At 41.4% G+C, this 18,891-nt stretch carries 13 protein-coding genes; 10 read left to right on the top strand and 3 right to left on the bottom strand.

The features are described 5' to 3' along the window. Positions 1 to 297: 297 nt before the first annotated feature. The 3 genes from H9Y05_RS14910 to pafA form a co-directional block, all read right to left on the bottom strand. A complete protein-coding gene (locus H9Y05_RS14910) occupies positions 298 to 1,659 on the bottom strand; it encodes a sigma-54-dependent transcriptional regulator (RefSeq protein ID WP_216714744.1) in 1,362 nt (453 codons plus the stop codon). 11 nt (positions 1,660 to 1,670) lie between these two features. After that, complete coding sequence (locus H9Y05_RS14905) at positions 1,671 to 4,274, bottom strand: ATP-binding protein (RefSeq protein WP_216714743.1); 2,604 nt, start codon at positions 4,272 to 4,274, stop codon at positions 1,671 to 1,673. Positions 4,275 to 4,347: 73 nt separating this feature from the next. Next, positions 4,348 to 5,988 (bottom strand): alkaline phosphatase PafA, encoded by a 1,641-nt coding sequence (gene pafA / locus H9Y05_RS14900; RefSeq protein WP_216714742.1) that lies wholly within the window; start codon positions 5,986 to 5,988, stop codon positions 4,348 to 4,350. Positions 5,989 to 6,103: 115 nt separating this feature from the next. Between pafA and H9Y05_RS14895 the strand changes: the two genes are divergently transcribed. The 10 genes from H9Y05_RS14895 to H9Y05_RS14850 all read left to right on the top strand — a co-directional run bounded on the left by H9Y05_RS14895 (position 6,104) and on the right by H9Y05_RS14850 (position 18,571). Further along, positions 6,104 to 7,363, top strand: coding sequence for a T9SS type A sorting domain-containing protein (locus H9Y05_RS14895; protein WP_163492891.1), 1,260 nt, complete (start codon positions 6,104 to 6,106; stop codon positions 7,361 to 7,363). Between the two features lie 28 nt (positions 7,364 to 7,391). After that, the gene (locus H9Y05_RS14890) at positions 7,392 to 8,321 is read left to right on the top strand and encodes a DUF6607 family protein (protein WP_216714741.1); all 930 of its coding nucleotides are present in this window, start codon (positions 7,392 to 7,394) and stop codon (positions 8,319 to 8,321) included. A 5-nt stretch (positions 8,322 to 8,326) separates the two neighbouring features. After that, positions 8,327 to 8,656: a DUF6686 family protein gene (locus H9Y05_RS14885; protein ID WP_163492889.1), complete on the top strand. Its 330-nt coding sequence runs from the start codon at positions 8,327 to 8,329 to the stop codon at positions 8,654 to 8,656. Further along, on the top strand, positions 8,640 to 10,910 hold the full coding sequence (locus H9Y05_RS14880) for a TonB-dependent receptor plug domain-containing protein (protein WP_216714740.1): 2,271 nt from the start codon (positions 8,640 to 8,642) through the stop codon (positions 10,908 to 10,910). The genes H9Y05_RS14885 and H9Y05_RS14880 overlap by 17 nt, the downstream gene beginning before the upstream one ends. 2 nt (positions 10,911 to 10,912) lie before the next feature. Beyond that, on the top strand, positions 10,913 to 11,893 hold the full coding sequence (locus tag H9Y05_RS14875) for an HmuY family protein (protein ID WP_216714739.1): 981 nt from the start codon (positions 10,913 to 10,915) through the stop codon (positions 11,891 to 11,893). Positions 11,894 to 12,010: 117 nt separating this feature from the next. Continuing rightward, complete coding sequence (dapF, locus tag H9Y05_RS14870) at positions 12,011 to 12,790, top strand: diaminopimelate epimerase (protein ID WP_163492886.1); 780 nt, start codon at positions 12,011 to 12,013, stop codon at positions 12,788 to 12,790. After that, a complete protein-coding gene (locus H9Y05_RS14865) occupies positions 12,783 to 13,271 on the top strand; it encodes a hypothetical protein (protein WP_216714738.1) in 489 nt (162 codons plus the stop codon). The genes dapF and H9Y05_RS14865 overlap by 8 nt, the downstream gene beginning before the upstream one ends. 30 nt (positions 13,272 to 13,301) lie before the next feature. Beyond that, the gene (locus H9Y05_RS14860; RefSeq protein ID WP_163492884.1) at positions 13,302 to 13,799 is read left to right on the top strand and encodes a GNAT family N-acetyltransferase; all 498 of its coding nucleotides are present in this window, start codon (positions 13,302 to 13,304) and stop codon (positions 13,797 to 13,799) included. Between the two features lie 315 nt (positions 13,800 to 14,114). Further along, positions 14,115 to 14,639, top strand: a complete 525-nt coding sequence (locus H9Y05_RS14855) for a ferritin (protein ID WP_163492883.1) — start codon at positions 14,115 to 14,117, stop codon at positions 14,637 to 14,639. 26 nt (positions 14,640 to 14,665) lie between these two features. Beyond that, positions 14,666 to 18,571 (top strand): adenylate/guanylate cyclase domain-containing protein, encoded by a 3,906-nt coding sequence (locus H9Y05_RS14850; RefSeq protein ID WP_163492882.1) that lies wholly within the window; start codon positions 14,666 to 14,668, stop codon positions 18,569 to 18,571. Positions 18,572 to 18,891: the final 320 nt, after the last annotated feature.

Raw genomic sequence — 18,891 nt, 5'->3', positions numbered from 1 at the left:
CCCGAATTCAATCCAAAATAAAACTGATAGTCGCCATTCACATCCTCAACACGCGTGAAATGATAATCCGTAACATCACACTGGGAATGTACAAAACCCGAAAGCCCCGTAAAAGTCAGCAGAATAAGTAAATAAAAGTAAGTTCTCATGCGATAAGCAGCTCTTCGTTAAGTAGTAAAAAATCTCTAATATTATAACCTACAAATCTATAACTTTTTTTCTCCTGACAATGAAGGGGAATGATCATTATCACTTGATCAGGAATATTTTATCCAATAAAATTTGAAAAAAAGGGCATCAATTCACATCCGCTTCATCTTCTTTCAATAATCGATAGACTGTTGTTTGACCAATTGCCAGTTTATCTGCAACTGATTTTGTATTGTTATCAAAACGTTTCATGTAGTGTTTCACAATCGCAATTTCATACTCCCGCATTGTCAGGTCATGTAATAACAGTTCCGGTAACATATCTTTCGGATTGATTGTCAGGTCTTCTGCTGTAATTTCTTCCGTATCAGACATGACAACACTCAATTCAACCACTGATTTCAATTCCCGTATATTTCCCGGCCAGTTGTAAGCCATCAACTTTCCGCGGGCATCATCACGAATCTGCTTGGCCGGTAATTTATTTTCTTTACAAAATTCTGAAATAAAATGCTTGGCAAGTAACAGCACGTCTTTATCCCGTTCACGCAATGGCGGCAGATGAATTGGTAAACCAAATAAGCGATAATACAAATCCTCCCGAAAATTTCCTTCTTTCACTTCGTGAATCAGGTCACGGTTTGTTGCCACAATGATCCGGCAATCAATTTTTACTTGTTCATTTCCACCTATACGCGTAATTTCCCGCTCCTGGATTGCCCGCAGTAATTTAGCCTGAAATGCGATGTCCATCTCCCCTATTTCATCCAGGAAAAGTGTACCGCCATGTGCTTGTTCAAATTTTCCGATCCGCCGGTTCTGAGCACCTGTAAATGCTCCTTTTTCATACCCGAATAATTCACTTTCGATCAATTCAGCCGGCAATGCGGCCATGTTAATCGCTACAAACGGCTTGTTTTTACGCTCCGAATTGTAGTGAATTGCTTTGGCCACTACTTCTTTTCCTGTTCCTGTCTCTCCTGTAATACAAACTGTAATGGTTGTTTTTACAGCTTTCGAAACCATGTTGTGAACAGCTTTTACGGCCGTACTCTGCCCAAGAATGGAATTTTGAAAATCGTATTTTTTCTCTACTTCGGATTGCAGTAATTCAATTTTTTGTTTTAATCCGGCATGTTTTCTTACATGATTCACGGAATTCCACAAACGGTCGCGGATATCTTCTGATTTGACCAGGTAATCATAGGCTCCCAACTTTAGTAATTCTACCGCTGTAGTAATTTCACTTTGTTCAGAAATGATGATCACTTCCGTGTTAGGGCTTCTTTCTTTTATTTTTTTCAGTAGAATATCCCCTGTTGTATCCGGCAGGCGGTAATCCAGTGTTACCACATCCACCATATCCGACAGTTCTCTTAACATTTCTTCACCGGAAAAAAATGATTTGACGGTAAATTCCGGATTAAGGGAAAGCGTGTGTACCAACAACTTATTGTACCATTCGTTGTCCTCTACTACATAAATATTAAAAGCCTGTTCGTGTTTCATCGGGCGCAAAATTAGTGAATAGTTCTCAATTCATCATTAACTACCTGCAAAACAACCTCAGCCTCTTCTTCGAGCTGCTTCATGAATTGTTTTATTTGCTTTGGATCGCTGTGTTCCCGCGCCGCTTTTTCGACTTCTTTTAACAGCCCGTGAAATTGTAATGCTCCCAAATGACGGCATGGAGAAGCAATTTTATGTGCTTCATTCGCAAGCAGTTCCCAATCGGCATTCGAAAACGCCACTTTCATTGTTTGTACACCAACAGATGTAGTTGAAACAAACGTTGTAAGCATATCCGCATAAAATGCTTTATCGGTTCCGCTCAACGCTCGAAGGTTTCTAAAATCAACCGGTTGCTGATGATCCGGTTCTTGCTGCTGTTCCATTGCTTCAGTCATTTCATTGTTTTCTCCGCACACTTTATTGATCTCATCAATCAACTGTTCTTCACTGAAAGGTTTGGAAACGTATCCATCCACTAACTCCAGTAATTCTTCTGTTTCCGTCCCCGCGGCGGTTAGTAAAATGACATTGGTGCTTTTACCGGATTCCTGTTCTGTTTTGCGCAATTCCTGAACGGTTTGTTTCCCATCCATAACCGGCATTCTCGAATCAAGCAAAATCAGATCGACTTGCTGTAGTTCCAATTGTTCCAATGCTTCTTTCCCATTGGATGCTTCCCGTAAATCAATACCATACGATTTCAGCATTGCTTTGAGTAGTTTCCTGTTGTACTCCTCGTCGTCAACAATGAGGATGGAAGAACAGGAAATGTGTTTTTGAAGTGTCCCAATCGGTTTTTCAGGCGGAGAAGCTGTTTTCAGTTTCAGAACGATTTCGACTGTCGTTCCTTTCTCTTTTTCACTTTTAATGTTGATGTTCCCTTTGTGAAGTTCGATTAATTTTTTTGTGATGGAAAGTCCCAACCCGGTTCCTGATATTTTACTGTTGACGCCTGTATTAAACTGTTCAAATTCATTAAACACTTTTGCCAGCTCACTTTCCGTCATCCCGATTCCGGTATCTTCTACAACAATTCTGATGGTGTGTCCCGCATCACTTTTTTCATCGAGCGTAACGAGCATTACAACACTTCCTTTCTGCGTAAATTTTACGGCATTACTCATAAGGTTCAGAAAAATCTGACGCAACCGGTATGCGTCGCCCAAATAAAAATCAGCCAGAGCAGCATCAACATTCACCCTGATTTCTAACTCTTTTCCATGGAGTAATTCTTTTGAAAGAACCGCTATATCGCCAATCAGTTCCTTGAGGCTAAACGGAACTGCGTTCAACTTTAGTTTTCCGTTTTGAAGTTTTGACAAATCAAGCACGTCATTGATCAGGTATGTTAAATGTTCTGATGACTTACGGATCATCGCTACATATTCCTGTTGCTGTGCAGATAATTGTTCCTTGGAAAGTTGCTGTGCAAACCCATTGATTGCATGCATGGGGGTCCTGATCTCATGACTAATGGTTGCCATTAATCGTTCCCGTGTTTTTACGAGTTTTTCCGTTTCAGTTGTCGACCGCTTGAGTGCCATTTTGTACAAGTTGTTTTTCTTGACATACTGGATGATAATGTAGGCCATTAACAAAAGTAAAATAGCTACAAATACGCTAAAAACAGCTATATAAACGTTGGTCTTTTCATTTTCCTCCTCTGCATATTTAGTTGCTTTAGCGATGTTGGCGTTTTCAATTAATTCAAACTCATCAAAGACATTGGCAATTCTTAAATTCAAGATGTTATCCATCGAAATCAATTCCAATTGTGCCATTTTGATTTCCTTTTCAATGAGCAGCTCTTCGGTACTAACTTCTTCAATTCCCTTATAAATCTTATCGATGGTCATTTTTTTGTCCTGCTCATATTCTTCTGATTTGGTCAGTTTTTTATGGATTCCGATCGCCTCTGCTTTCCGCTTATTCAACAGCGAATCCAGTTCGGCCACTTTATCCGAATTGTTTCGCTTTTCAGCTTTCTTCATTTTTTTTAGCAGTTTTTCTTCTTCCTTTTCCAACTCTTCCAGACGTTCATTGCTCTGCCTGAGCATCGTTAAATCTACATTTTCTTTAATGGTTGTCGATTTTGCAGGTTTGTCATTGCCCGGAACCTCCGTGTGTGTACGATAATCTTTGTATTGCAGCTCCAAATCTGATGTTTCCAGATTGAACACTACTTTTCCCAAAGCGGTTTGTACACGAAACGGATCTTCGGCATACATAATTCCATCCAGGACAATTAACCGGTCGCGGATCAGGGTATCCAGCTCGTTCAGACCAATTTCAGCAAAATCATTCTCACTGATGCGTTTTAATTTGGACAGTTTATCATCAATTTGATTTTTTCTGAGAATATAATTTTTCCGGTACGAATTATCTTCTGTCAAACTATGCGTTTTTGCAATATTTGACAATTCTGTCAGATCATTTTTTAAGGAATGGGAAAGCACCAGACGGTTATCCGGACGAACCGATTCACTGATATTCCGGATCAGATCGGAAAAACGAAAGTAGGCGGTAATACCTGTCACCAGTACAATGACAAATATTACAAACATCAATGCAATTACCTTGAATTCAAAGTTGAAAATTGACCGTTTAGGCATATATTAGGTTTCGTATGACGAGAACTAAGATAATAATGTTTTGGAAAGGCAGGTGCTCATGGCATTAATTATCTTACTTCTGAAACAACTCCACAATTGGTTTCCCGGTCGCTGCGTGTGAGAAGGAAATGTCGAGTATATGGGCAATCGTCGGTGCGATATCTGTGATTTCTACCACTCTGAACACTTCCTGTTGCGGAACGGAATGTCCGAAAAACAGGAGCGGCACCTGTGTGTCGTAGGCATATGGAGAACCGTGACTCGTTCCTTTTCTCGCCTTATCGGTATCTTTTGATTTCGGCAAATGTCCCGATTCCAATGAAAAAATGACATCACCACTTTCTTTGTAATGATAGCCGCTTCGGATCATTTCAAACCACTTATCTCCGGAACCGGTTTGCAATTCACCGGAAGTATATACATTTTTAACCCCCTTCCACTCACGAATGTGCTCTTTTACAAACCGGCAGACCTCGTCGTACTTCAATCCACGTTCACGGATGAGTGTTCTATCCAGGTAAATATTGAGGTTTTCTTCCGCTACAATTAAGTCAGCACCGAATGTGTCTGTAACGTCCGTTTTTAATTGTTTCACTGCTTCGGAAAGAAAAACATATCCTCCCGCCAGCTTTTTGTCAACCAACAACTGTGGTACCGGGACAACGGCATGATCTGCAGTCAAAAACAAGGTGTAGTTACCTTTTCCGAGCGTATTGTCCAATTCATTGAGCAAACGTTCCAGTTCCCTGTCCAAACGTATATATGTATCCTGTATTTCCTTCGACTGCGGTCCGAATTCGTGACCAATAATATCGGTAGACGAATAACTGATACACAACATATCTGTTGCTCCGTTTTGTCCCATTTTTTCGGCATGTAAGGCCTGAATCGCAAAGTCTGTCAGAAAAGTATTGGCAAATGGTGTACAGGTAAATAGATCATAGACCGTTTCTTTTGTACTCATTTTCGACAGATCGTAAGGGAATACAGGCTCCGTTTTACCCGGCAGCAAATGTTCATAAGGAGAATTATCCGGTCCGCTTTCCACGTATCGTTCGATCGGAAAGAACGTATTCCATACTTGTTTCATGGATTTTTCAGGCAGGTTCTTCTTGTTGAAATCAGCCACCCATTGCGGCAACTCCTGTTTGTAAAATGTACTGGTGATAAAATCTCCTGATTTGCTGTCAAACCAATACGTCCCGTCACTCAGGTGTCCTCCCGGAAGAATCGCTCCCCTGTTTTTAATCGACATAGCAATTACTTTTGAAGCAGGACGTTCCAGCTTTAATTGGTCCGTGATCGTATTTACTTTCAACCGTGCGGGAGAAAACATCCCTTTTTTAGAGTCCGACCCCACTGTTTGCACTGTTTGATCTTCCACACAATTCACAGTACTGTTCGCTACCCTGTCCAACCAGTCATTGGCAACAATCCCGTGATTGGAAGGTGTTGTTCCCGTATAAATAGAGGCATGTCCCGGACCTGTATACGTCGGGACATAATTATAATGTGTCGTTCTGCAATTGGTCCCCTCGTTCATCAAGCGCTTGAACCCTCCTTCTGTATAATGATCGCGGAAACGATACAAATACTCATAGCACATCTGGTCCACAACAATTCCTACCATCAACTTGGGAGAATCGTTTTGAGAAAACAGGAGTGAACCAAAAAAACTGAACAACAGTGCATTAACGATTGAAATTGACTTCATAATTATGTAACTAATTTTACTTCTCAACAAAAATACCCTTTTTGTGGTATTGCAGAACCTTCGTTGAAGATTTAATTTTGCCCTTATTTATAATTAATCTTAATAAAAGGGCGTCATGAAAAAATTTACATTTTGCGCATTATTACTAACAATCTCTACGGGTTTGAACGCTCAAACTGCCGTTCAGGATTCTATTATTATGGGGGCAAGTTATGCCAATGAAGTATATTACATATTAGAAAACGGTACCAAATCGGAACACGTGGCAACAGACTGGCATTTAGGCTTCGCAACAGATGCTTTTTCCGCAACAATCATTACGAATGCAGGTCTTCCGAGTCCGGGAATGGGTGCTCCGGGAATGAGTATTGCAATTTGGCCAGGAGGTACAAATGCAGATTTTGCAACTGTTGATACGGCAGGTTTTTCTACATGGCCAAAGTTATTTGATGACTCTCTGAGCTTTGAATTGGGAGCTTTTAATCAAAATTCTACCGGGGGGATGGATTATGGCTGGGGGGCTTATAACTTGTCGACACACGTAATTGCAGGAGATTCTGTATACATCGTAAAAATCGGTAACGTTGCTTATAAGCTGGACATCGTTAAACGACAATCAGGAACGTATACGATTCGCTATGCAAATGTTGCGGATGCGACAGCACCTGAAGTTACAATCCCCGCTTCCAACTATGCCACTAAGGACTTTGTATTCTTCAACCTTATTGACGGACAGATCAAAGACCGTGAATTGGAAGATTGGGATTTGTGGGCTGTAAAATACTACGACTGGTATAACGGTGCCTATCCAAACCAGGTGGTTACCGGAATTTTAACACATCCTAAATGGGAAGTTGCCGTTGTTGATGCCGGAACTGGAAACCAATCAACCCATCTTGATTTTACTGCAGGAGCCTATACAACCGATAAGAAAAATGCAATCGGGCAAGGATACAAATTCTTAAACGGAATGAGCTGGGCTGTTACAGATTCAGATGTCTATTACCTGCGCAATGCTGCCGGGGACGTTTGGAAATGGTATCCGACATCATTTGTAGGAACATCACAAGGAAAAACAGTATTCTACAAACAAAAAATGGCGACTGCAGGTTTGGAAACAGCAACAACACAATTTGTTGACATTTATCCGAACCCTGCAAACGATCAATTGACTGTTGTTTTTGATTCAAAAGCAAGCAATGCTGAAATTATTGTACGCAACCAAACGGGACAAATCGTTGCGGCGGAAAGCTTAAATACAACAACCGGAGTTACACAGCAAAAACTGGACATTTCTGCTTTGACAAACGGATTGTATTTCGTAGAAGTAAATCAAAATGGCTTCTCTACAGTGAAAAACGTAGTGAAGTATTAATTAACAATTTAAACACTTATTTAGGGTAATGAAACATCTATTTTTATCGGCATTGCTTATTGCAAGCAGTGCTGTATCCGGACAAACAAAGAAAGACCAGGACAGAGCTGCCATTCTGAAAATGGAAGGATGCTACAAAGTGACGTTCTCCTTCGCGGAAACGTTCTCTCCGAACAAAGATTATGAGTACCATAATGACCGAAAGTACGAAGAAGCAATTGAATATGTTAAGGTAGTTGAAAACACCGAGAACAAAGTTGTTTTACAACACTTGCTGATCGTAAATGACACCATGGTCATCAAACACTGGAGACAAGACTGGTTATTTGAAAACACTGCGTTGCTGACATACGACAAAAAGGTGGGACAGGTAGAATCATGGAATAATGTTACGATTCCTGCTGACAAAGCGAAGGGAACATGGACACAAAAAGTTTTCCAGGTAGATGACAGTCCCCGTTATGAAGGCTATGGTACATGGGTGCACGTAGACGGGCGTTCTTTCTGGGAATCCAAGGCAGATGCGCCGCTTCCCCGTCGCGAACACACAAAGCGTGACGACTACAATGTAACAGGTCGTTTTTCTCACATCGAAATTTACAAAGACGGATGGGTACTGGATCAGGACAATGACAAAATCGTTCGTGAGGCAGGTAAAAAAGATGTGTTGATTGCACAGGAGAAAGGTATTGAACGTTTTTGGTCCGGTAATTACAACTGTAAAGCAGCGGTTGAATACTGGGATAAAAACCAGGAGTTCTGGAAAGTTGTTCGTGAGGTTTGGACAGAGAAATTAGCTAAAGGAACAGTGGACATCGAACTTTTCAAAAACGGAAATGTAATTTACATGCGCTTTTTCGAGCTGAGCAGTGAAACGGCAAAAGCAAAGAAATTTGACGCGAAAAAGGTTCGTTCTTCAATTCAAACAATTATTGACGAACATGTTACCATAAAATAAGTGCAATGTGTACAACGAGGATTCTGGCGCGCTCAAAGGCAGGTTTTATTAACCAGTGTACCGAATGTGAAAACATTCACCTGGCGTTCGGAACTGCACTTTTAAGTTTGAGAACAGAAGAATACGCGGAAATTAGTTCACAAATTTACTATGATGTCCAGCATATAAATGACCGAATTAACCCTAATTCCAAAAGTATTCAGATCGCTCATCCGATGCGACCGGAATTCTCGCTTGTACTCAGCAAACATGAATTAGTTCAATTAAACGAATTGGTGCAAGAAGCAAACATTTTACTTTCAGCATATAACTTGCTTAATGATGACAAAAAATAATATTCTATACCGACTTTTTTTAGTTATATCCTGTGTTTACCTGTCACCTATTCTCTACAGCCAGCAAGTCGAATTTAAATCATCCGAAGATTCCGTTGCATTAAGGGTTTCGGTATATGTTTTTGAAAACGACAAAAAGATCAACGAATTAAAATCCGTGAACGGAAATGTTGATTTCTCAACCATTAAAAGCGGGCAACTGGTAGAAGTACTCGCTACCGGTTATGAACAAAAAACATTTACAATGCCCGAAACCATTACACCGGTCATTTACCTGCACAAAATTGCAACGCGTTTTGACGAAATGGTTGTCACCGGGCAAATGCAGCAAACAAGCATCAGTGATGCCGTTCAGAATGTGCGGATCATCAACTCCAAAAAAATTGAGCAAATGGGGGCGCAGAACCTCACACAGCTTTTCAAAAACGAATTGAACATCCAACTTTCAACGGATGCCATCCTGGGATCAGGAATGAGTCTTCAGGGAATTTCCGGGGAAAATGTAAAAATATTAGTTGATGGTGTTCCCATTATCGGGCGCCTCAACGGAACAGTCGACCTGGATCAGATCAATATCCAGAATGTCGAAAAAATTGAGATCATCGAAGGTCCGCTTTCAGTGAATTATGGTTCCGATGCATTGGCTGGGACCATCAACATCATCACCAAAAAAAATCAATCCAACCTGTTGTCCGGAAAAGCATACGCTTATTACGAAAGCAACGGGACATACAATACACAATTGAATCTTTCCACGAAATTCAAGCACACACAGATCTCAGCAGATATCAACCGAAACTACTTCGACGGATGGAGGCCGGACGAAAAGCCCTTTCATTTTGAACAGGTACGTGTTGCTGATTCACTGAGAAACAAGCTCTACAAGCCCCGCGAACAGATTTTCGGAGGATTAAAAGCACGCCAACGTATCAACAATTCAAGCCATGCAGAAGGGCTGTACCTGACTGCCGATATTCGTTTGTTCCAGGAAGAAATTGAAAACAGAGGTATTCCTTCCAAGCCTTACTATATTAAAGCATTTGATGATTATTACAACACCTTGCGATGGGATAACAGTATTTCCGTTATCGGGAGAATGACAAAAAAATGGTCTGTCAACTCGACCAATTCATACAATTTCTTCGAGCGTAAAAAAACAACATACGTCAATGATCTAACAACATTGGAACAAACCATCGCAGGGGCAAATGAACAAGATACCTCAGCGTTCGATTTGTTTTTAAGCCGTACGAGCTTTATTTACAATCACTCCAAAAACTGGATGCTGGAGGTTGGATACGATGTCAACTATGAAAGTTCCAGAGGAAAGCGCATCGAGCATCAGACAAAAGCAATGGGTGATTATGCTGTGTATGTCACCTCAGAATATACGGCATGGAACAAACTTACGATCAAGCCAGGATTGAGAGCTGCTTACAACTCTGTGTACAAAACACCTGTCATACCCTCCGTTTTCTTTAAGTACAAAGTTTCTAAAAACAATGACATCCGTTTGTCATACAGCAGAGGATATCGTGCCCCGTCATTAAAAGAATTATACTTTCTCTTTGTGGATATCAATCACGACATCAAAGGAAACCCGGAACTGGAAGCTGAAACCTCCAATAACTACCAGTTGTCATTGAGAACCGATTATGAAAAAGGAAAATGCCGATTGGTAATAACCAACCAGTTTTTCTTCAACGACCTGGCAAACCTCATCACACTGGCTCAGGTAACAAATACGGAATACAGTTATGTCAACCTGAGTAAAGCACAAACATACGGATATACGCTGAATACAAACTTCATCCGGAAAGGATTATCCGTAGACGCGGGAGTTTCCGTAAAAGGACGCAAAACCCAGGTGTATGCGAATGAATCACCACGAGCAACATCTTTCTATCCTGAAGTGAAAGTGAACCCGAGTTATACGATTGATAAGATCAATACTTCTTTTGCCGTTTTCTATAAGTTTACCGGTAAATTGCCTAATTTTGTCATGCAAAATGACGGGACGGTTTTTGAATCCAAAAGAGATGCGTTTCACATGTTGGATATAACTGCTTCTTCGTTTTTTTGGAAACGTAAAATCGGAATTACATTGGGTGTAAAAAACTTACTGGGAGTTACAACCATTAACGGGTTATCAGGAGGAGACGGCGCGCATTCCGCAGGCTCAAGCTCAGTTCAAATCGGGATGGGCAGAACCTATTTCTGCTCCCTGACGGTCAACCTTAACACAAAGAAATAACAATGATGAACGGTATTACAAACAAATTGCTTGTATTTTTTATTTTGTCGGGATTTGCGGTAGCAAGCTGCAGAAAAAAAGAACTTCCGGTTACTCCGCCAGCTATCGGAGATGTTACAACAACAGCCATTGAGTTATCTCCGAGCTACCAGAAAATTGCTTATTTTGACCTGGGAACGAATACCAATGCAGGAGAAGCCGTCAAGACCAATTGGGACCTCGGTTTTTCATGTGCAGGTGAAACGCCGTACATCATTCTCAATGCAGCAAAAATTATGCTCGCAGCACCAGTGACCGGAAAAACATTTGAACAGGTTACCAGTACATCAAACCTGAGTTTCAAAGCCGAACATCCGACCGGACGTATGGATTCACTGGCTATCCGGGGCGGGTCTGTATACGTGCTGGACAGAGGATACGACAATAGCGGAACACACATGGGGCATTTTAAAATGGAAATCCTTGAACACACAAATCTTCATTTTAAAGGTCGCTTTGCAAAGATGGATGGTTCAAACGAACAAACCGTGACAATTGAGAAAGACAACAACTACAACTTCGTTTATATGAAGTGGAATGAATCAGGCGCTGTCAATATTCCGGTAATTGAACCGTTAAAAGACACCTGGGACCTGGTATTTACACAATATTCTGAAATTTTTCACGAGCCGGAATACATGCCGTACAGCGTTGTAGGATGCCTGACCAACACCTACAATACGACAGCATTGCGGGTAACAGACAAAGCATTCGAAGACATTAACCTGGAATACGCTGAAAACCTGGTCCTTTCCAACGACAGGGATGAAATCGGTTACGACTGGAAAACCTTCCTGTATGATCAGAACATTTACCAGATTCATTACGAAAAAGTATATGTCGTTAAAGACAGTGAAGGGTATTTCTATAAACTGCGTTTTATAGACTTTTACAACCAAATCGGAGAAAAAGGAACTCCTACTTTTGAATACCAGCGATTATAATTTTTTTTCATTATTTATTGTTTGTTTAAAACGGCAGCTTCGGTTGCCGTTTTTTGTTATTCACTGTATTTCCTATCTCCGTCAATTACACAGAAATCCGTATCTTTGTCCTGTACAATGACTATTTCTTTTTCAAAATACCAGGGAGCAGGAAATGATTTTATCCTGTTAGACAATCGGGATGGAAGATATGACACTTTATCCATCGAAACGATTCAGCGGCTCTGCGACAGAAAGTTCGGGATCGGAGCAGACGGTTTGATAAAAATCAACTCCCACCCTACGCTGGATTTCGAGGCAGATTATTACAATGCTGACGGATCGAAAAGTTTTTGCGGAAACGGAGGAAGGTGTGCCGTATCCTTTTCACATAAACTGGGGCTGGATGTTGCAACAACCCGTTTTATGGGTTTTGACGGCGAGCACCTGGCGCATTTGGCAGATGGAATTATCCGATTGAAAATGGCGGATGTGTACACCATCCAATCAGTAGACGGAAATTATGAACTGTACACCGGATCGCCGCATTATGTTCATTTTTCAACCGACATTCAGGAGTTTGACATCTATTCATTCGGAAGAATGATTCGTTATAATGATCAGTATGCCGCTGAAGGAATCAATGTCAATGTGGTAGAAGAGCTGGAAAATGACTACCTGTTCGTTCGTACCTATGAGCGTGGAGTGGAAGATGAAACACTGGCCTGCGGAACAGGTGTAACAGCCTGTGCGATTGCTTATGCGCATCACCATGCAAAAACCGGCGAAAACCAGATTCGTGTGCGTGTAATGGGTGGAGAACTTTCTGTTCATTTTCACTACGACGGCACTGCCTGCACGGATGTATGGCTGATCGGGCCGGGAACGTTTGTTTTTGAAGGAACAATGGATGTATAGTTACACGTTTAAACATATTGACACACTTTCCGCAATTGATTTTTCAAACAGCGTTATCTGGGTATTTCATGCCGATCAAATCCCACCGCACATCGGTTTTTCTTCCGAGAACAAATTTTATAGTCTGAAAGTCTCCGGAAAAGATGAACAACTGGATGTACAGCATGTACTGGAACTAATTCACCGCAAAAACATCCCGTCACTCTTTATCCGGTTACAATCATTTATTCCGCTCACAGAAGTAGAGAATGTATACAAACATGTTGAACGTGCCATTTATGGTTCCGTTACCTGCCTGACCCCCATCAAAGAATTATTGCAACAACCGGATGTACAGCAGCTATCGGAATTGCTCCATCAAATTGATCAGGAAATACAAACGACAGCAGGAGTAAATCTACAGGAAAACTATACGGCCCTCCCCGTGTATTCCATTGATGAAATTTATTCTTATATTTCGGAATTATCCAAAAGTCGTTAATAAATCAGCATCACTTCAATATTTCTTATCATGTGGAAAAGTACAAATATCTTTCTGCGTCCGGTAACATTGATCGATCTACAAACATTACTGGAATGGGAAAACAATCCCGATAATTGGGAAATCAGTGGTACAACAGCTCCTTTTTCGGAAGAGGAAATGATTGACTTTATCATTGAACAAGCAGATTACAAAGCAACCCGTCAACTCCGTCTGATGATTTGTATGAATGAACAGCTAATTCCCGTAGGAGCCATTGATTTGTTTGAGATAGATGAAGACCAACGCACTGCAGGTGTTGGAATTCTGATTCATGATCCGCAACACCGCAAGAAAGGATATGCGACAGAAGCGCTTGAATTGGTAAAACAAATGGCCCGATCTGAGTTGAATCTCTCAACACTTTACTGTTCCATCCAACCGCACAACGACAGTAGTCTTCGCTTATTCAAGCGGTGTGGTTTCCTGATCACTTCAACAGGAGAAGAATTGGTACACTATCGGGTTGACCTGTCTGACGAAGCATAAAAAACCCGAACCTCAAAAGATCCGGGTAATCGGCAAGTAGTACAGCACCTTACAACTGCTTCCTCACCTGTAACAAACCGTTTCAAAAAACGATGTATTGGAGCATAACGAAGGGTTCAAAAATAACGTTGCACCATCCTGCAAGACAAAAACAGGACAGCTTTCATTCCGGAGGCAAATCAATCCACAACGCGGGAACAATCCTCACATACAATTCATTGGTCGATCTTTTCTTTACATTCATTATAAATTAGGCGAAAGATTTTACAACTTCGATAATCCTTGTTATATTTGAATGTAATCAAGAAAATCGATATGAATTCAAAAGTTGAAAAGGCATTAAACGCACAAATAGAGAAAGAAGCATTTGCATCACAATTTTACCTGGCAATGGCCTCATGGGCAGAAAATACAGGATTAAACGGAACTGCTCAATTCATGTATGCGCATTCGGACGAAGAGCGGTTTCATATGCTGAAGCTGGTTAAATTCGTCAATGAACGAGGAGGTAAAGCAGCCATTCCCTCCATCGCAAAGCCACCAATGGACTTCAAAAACCTGGAGGACATCTTCACCCGTTTGCTGGAACATGAAATTTCCGTTACGGCAAGCATCAATGACCTGGTCGGACTTTGCCTGGATGAAAAAGATTATACAACCCATAACTTTATCCAGTGGTATGTTTCGGAACAGTTAGAGGAAGAAGCACTGGCAAGAAGCATCCTGGACAAAATAAAGTTGATTGGCAACGATAAAGGCGGAATGTACCAGTTTGACAAAGACCTGGAAAATTCAGCAATCCAGTCCAACAGTGCAGCGCGTAATACTGCTTCTAAATAAAAAGTTGAGCTGATGTTTTAAAAAAGATGCTTAAACTACTTCAATTTCTATCGCTATTAATCTGTTGTTTTTATTACAGCACGGGAATTGTACAGGCTCAAAGCATCTATGAATTTAAAAATTACACCATCAATGAGGGGCTTTCCCAAAGTTCGGCGCTGTGCTTCCTGCAGGATGACAACTACGGACTTTGGGTCGGCACACAGGACGGATTGAACAGGTTTGACGGTAAAACATTTGAAGTCTTTACTGCCGAGGACACCAGAGGATTCGGAGGAGGGTACATTCATTCAATCATTGCCGACCCAAAAGGAGACCTCTGGATCGGGTCCGGAAACGGGTTGACCCACAGAAGCAAAAAAACGGACGCTTTTACTACTTACAACCCCAATAAAGAAATTTTCAGCATCGAGAAGCTGGCAATTGATCCGGAAAAACAGGTAATCTGGATGGCCACTTCACGAAAAGGGATGTGGACATTCGACACGAAGTCAAAGGCTTTTTCACCAATGACATCTATTTTTCCTTCGCGCCAGACGAAAAATGTATTCATTTCCCGGGAAGGAATCATTTTTGTCGCATCGGAAGACCGGCAACTGGAAGCATACAACCCCAAAACCGGGCAATTAAAAAAGGTCACTTTCACTTCTAAAAACGGGTCTACGGTCATTGTCAACTCCCTTGACCAATTTACCGAAGGAGAACTGGTCATTGGTACCAACCAGGGAGTATTCAAGTGTGTACTTTCCACGTTTTACACGTCCCATCTGTTTCCTTCGCTCGACAGACAATTCGGATTACTGAATATCAGCGGACTACTGAAAACGGAAGACAACCACTGGTACATCACCACCATCAACAAAGGATTATTTACCATTTTCCCGGACGGTGCCATTTTCAATTCAACAGAAGATGTATTCCAAAAGAATGCGTTGCTCAATAACAGTATTAATACCATTTATGCTGACAAAAACAGAACCATCTGGATCGGGACTTCCAGAGGCATATCGGGGTTTAACCCGCTCAACCAGGGATTTCTCGGGATTTCCGTCAGTGCGGATTTAAAACACGGGCTTCCTTCTCCAAGTGTCTGGAGTATTGCAGAAAATACCACCGGCAATGTTTTGTACATCGGCACGGATTCAGGTGTTTCAAAATTTGATCGTCAAAAGCGGGAATTCACGCATTACAACCGCCAAAATAATCTGAAAAACGCCAGTGAAAATGCGGAAAGTGCGGTATTGGATATGTACCTCATAACAGATCATTTTTTTCTTGTTGCCTGCCTGGACGGAGTTTATGAATTGAGAATACAGCCAAACGGCAGTTACAAATATTCATTGATTCCTTTTCTTGACAAAGACATATTTGAACGACATAAACGAGCGTACAAAATAGTGCATTACAAAGGGAACAGTTATTTCTTCGCTACGAAATCAGGGGTGTTACTCATTGATTACGACAAAAAGAATGTGCGGGAATTCATCAATCAACCGGAACAGCCGCAACGCTCTGTTTTACCCGGAATCTGCCGTCTGGCGTACAAAGATTCAAAAAACAGGATTTTCTTTGCCACTTCTTCAGGCGGGTTATCTGTCTTAAATGACACTGATTCTGAGAACCTGTTCATTCAACCTTATTCGGGAAATCAGCAATTGAGTGCCAACCTGAATTCTTATTTTACCAGTATGACGGAAGTTGGCCCGGGAGAGTATTACCTCGGAACCGGCGGCGACGGGGTCGTTTATTGGAACGAGAAGCGAAACAGGGCACAGATTTTCGGTAAAAAGAACGGTCTTCCCAACAATGTGGTATATGCTTCGGTGCTGGACAATCAGAATAACATCTGGCTGAGTACCAATAAAGGACTGTCACGGTTTGATCTCAAAACAAAAGAAACATTTAACTTTTCCGAAATTCATGGCTTACTCAGCAATGAATTTAACATGGGGGCTGGAATGCATTCCCGTTCCGGCAGGTTGTACTTCGGAGGAATTGCCGGGCTGGTCTTTTTTGATCCGGAATCGTTGACCAAGTTTAATTTCAATGTTGAAATCATTCTGACAAAATTCAAACTGGACAATCAATGGCTAACACCGGAAGATGACCATTCACCATTAAAACAATCCATTTCTCAAACAGACGAATTGATTTTGAACTACCGGCAACGCAGTTTTACCATTCGTTTTCAAACTGATAATCTTTCCAATACGGAACTGATTAATTACAAATACCACCTGGAGGGAAGTGATGACAAGGAAATCGAAATCGGAAACTCCAATGAATTGCGTTTCAACTCCTTATCACCGGGCAACTACACGTTAAAATTATACGCCCGCGTTGGTTACGGAAAATGGGTTTCACAACCTAAAATTCTACACATTGTCATCAATCCGCCGTTTTGGAATACCTGGTGGTTCTGGGTTATTATAGGGTGTATTACATTGCTGATCATCCGTTTTTCCATACGAAAACGCATAGAACATGAGCGACGGGAACAGGTACGGCTGGAAATGAAAATTGCGGAACGAACAGCGGAAATCCGGGCGCAGAATATTAAGATTGAAAAACAAAAAGAAATTCTCGAAAAACAAAGTAAACAATTGGAGCTGGAAAAAGAAAAATCAGAACGGTTACTGCGCAACGTTATCCCGGATAGTATGGCGGATGAATTGCTGGAAAAAGGAGAAGCGAGTGCACGTGCCTTTAAAGTTGTTTCCGTCATGTTTACCGACTTTGTTGGCTTTACAAAGATTGCGGATACGATGAACCCGACAGAATTGGTAAAAAAACTGGACGTGTTCTTCCGTAAGTTTGACGAAGTGATTTTCAATAACAACCTGGAGCGAATCAAAACGATCGGAGATGCATACATGGCTGCAGGTGGTGTACCGGTTCGTAACAATACCAACCCGATTGATACCGTACTTGCCGGGTTACAAATTCAACACTACATCAAAAGTTTGCAGCAGGAAGCAATAGACGGTGGAGAAAACGTCTGGCGACTCCGGCTCGGAATCAATACGGGAGAAGTCACTGCCGGAATTATCGGCACAAAACGCCTGGCATATGACGTTTGGGGATCAACGGTCAACTATGCACAGCGAATGGAAATGCTGGGTGAACCTGACAAAGTAACCATTACCTTCAACACCTATCTGCACATTGAACCGTATTTCGAATGCACGTACAAAGGGCAATTTTCTGCAAAAGGAGAAGGAAAAATACAAATGTACCAGGTCGAACGGATTAAGCCGGAGTTGTCCATTGACGGACAGGGAATTTATCCGAATGAGCGATTCCACAAAATCGTCAACCTGCACCATTACAGCTCCATCAATTACTACAAAGCGGAGCGTTTTATCATGAAGAAACTGGAAAAAGAACTTTCTGAGAAACTCCATTACCACAGCATTGAGCACACCAAAGATGTTGTTTCAGCTGTCGAACGGCTGGCATTGAGCGAAAACGTCACCGACGAAGGATTGTTCCTGTTAAAAACAGCAGCCAGTTACCACGATGCCGGATTTGTTGAACAGTACGAAAAAAATGAACCGGTCGGGGCACGCATGGCAAGTGAAATTTTACCGAAATACGGTTACACACAAGAACACATCAACTACATCGAAGAGTTAATCTTTGTAACGTCGGTTCCTCACAAACCTAAAAACCTGCTGGAAGAAATCATTTGTGATGCCGACCTGGATTACCTCGGCCGGGATGATTTTCATGAAATTGCAGACCGTTTGCGAAAAGAACTCCGGGAGCACGGGAAAATAGACTCTGACCGGAAATGGGATGAAATACAAGTCGCTTTCCTTACACAACATACGTATTTCACAAAAACAGCCATTCGTACAAGGGGACCTAAGAAAGCAGAGAATCTACAGGAGATTAAAGAGCGTTTGCTTCGCAATGAATACAAAGATTAATCCGTCTCTCACTGTTATGATACAGCCTTCACACTTCTCCGGACAACGTTTCAATATCGTTCTGCTCTATATTTTCACCACATATACACCGATTAAAAAGGAGCGATCGCAAAAAAATGACACGGATGGCAAGTAGTTGTACAATTCGTTCACCGCTATTTCATCACCTGACTTTTAGAACAGATCATTCAATATTTAATATCTTTCTTATCTTTGGCATCAAATAAATGTGTAGAAAAACAAAGCACGTCAAATGATCGTTCCCGGCAGATATACCCCCAATTGCATTAACGCAATTACTCCGGGAATGAAGTGAAAGC

It is taken from the genome of Taishania pollutisoli (assembly GCF_014518315.1).
GTDB classification, from domain to species: Bacteria; Bacteroidota; Bacteroidia; order Flavobacteriales_D; family Crocinitomicaceae; genus Taishania; species Taishania pollutisoli.
The sequence above is the reverse complement of the archived record's forward strand: the minus strand, read 5'-3'. Positions and strand labels throughout refer to the sequence as shown.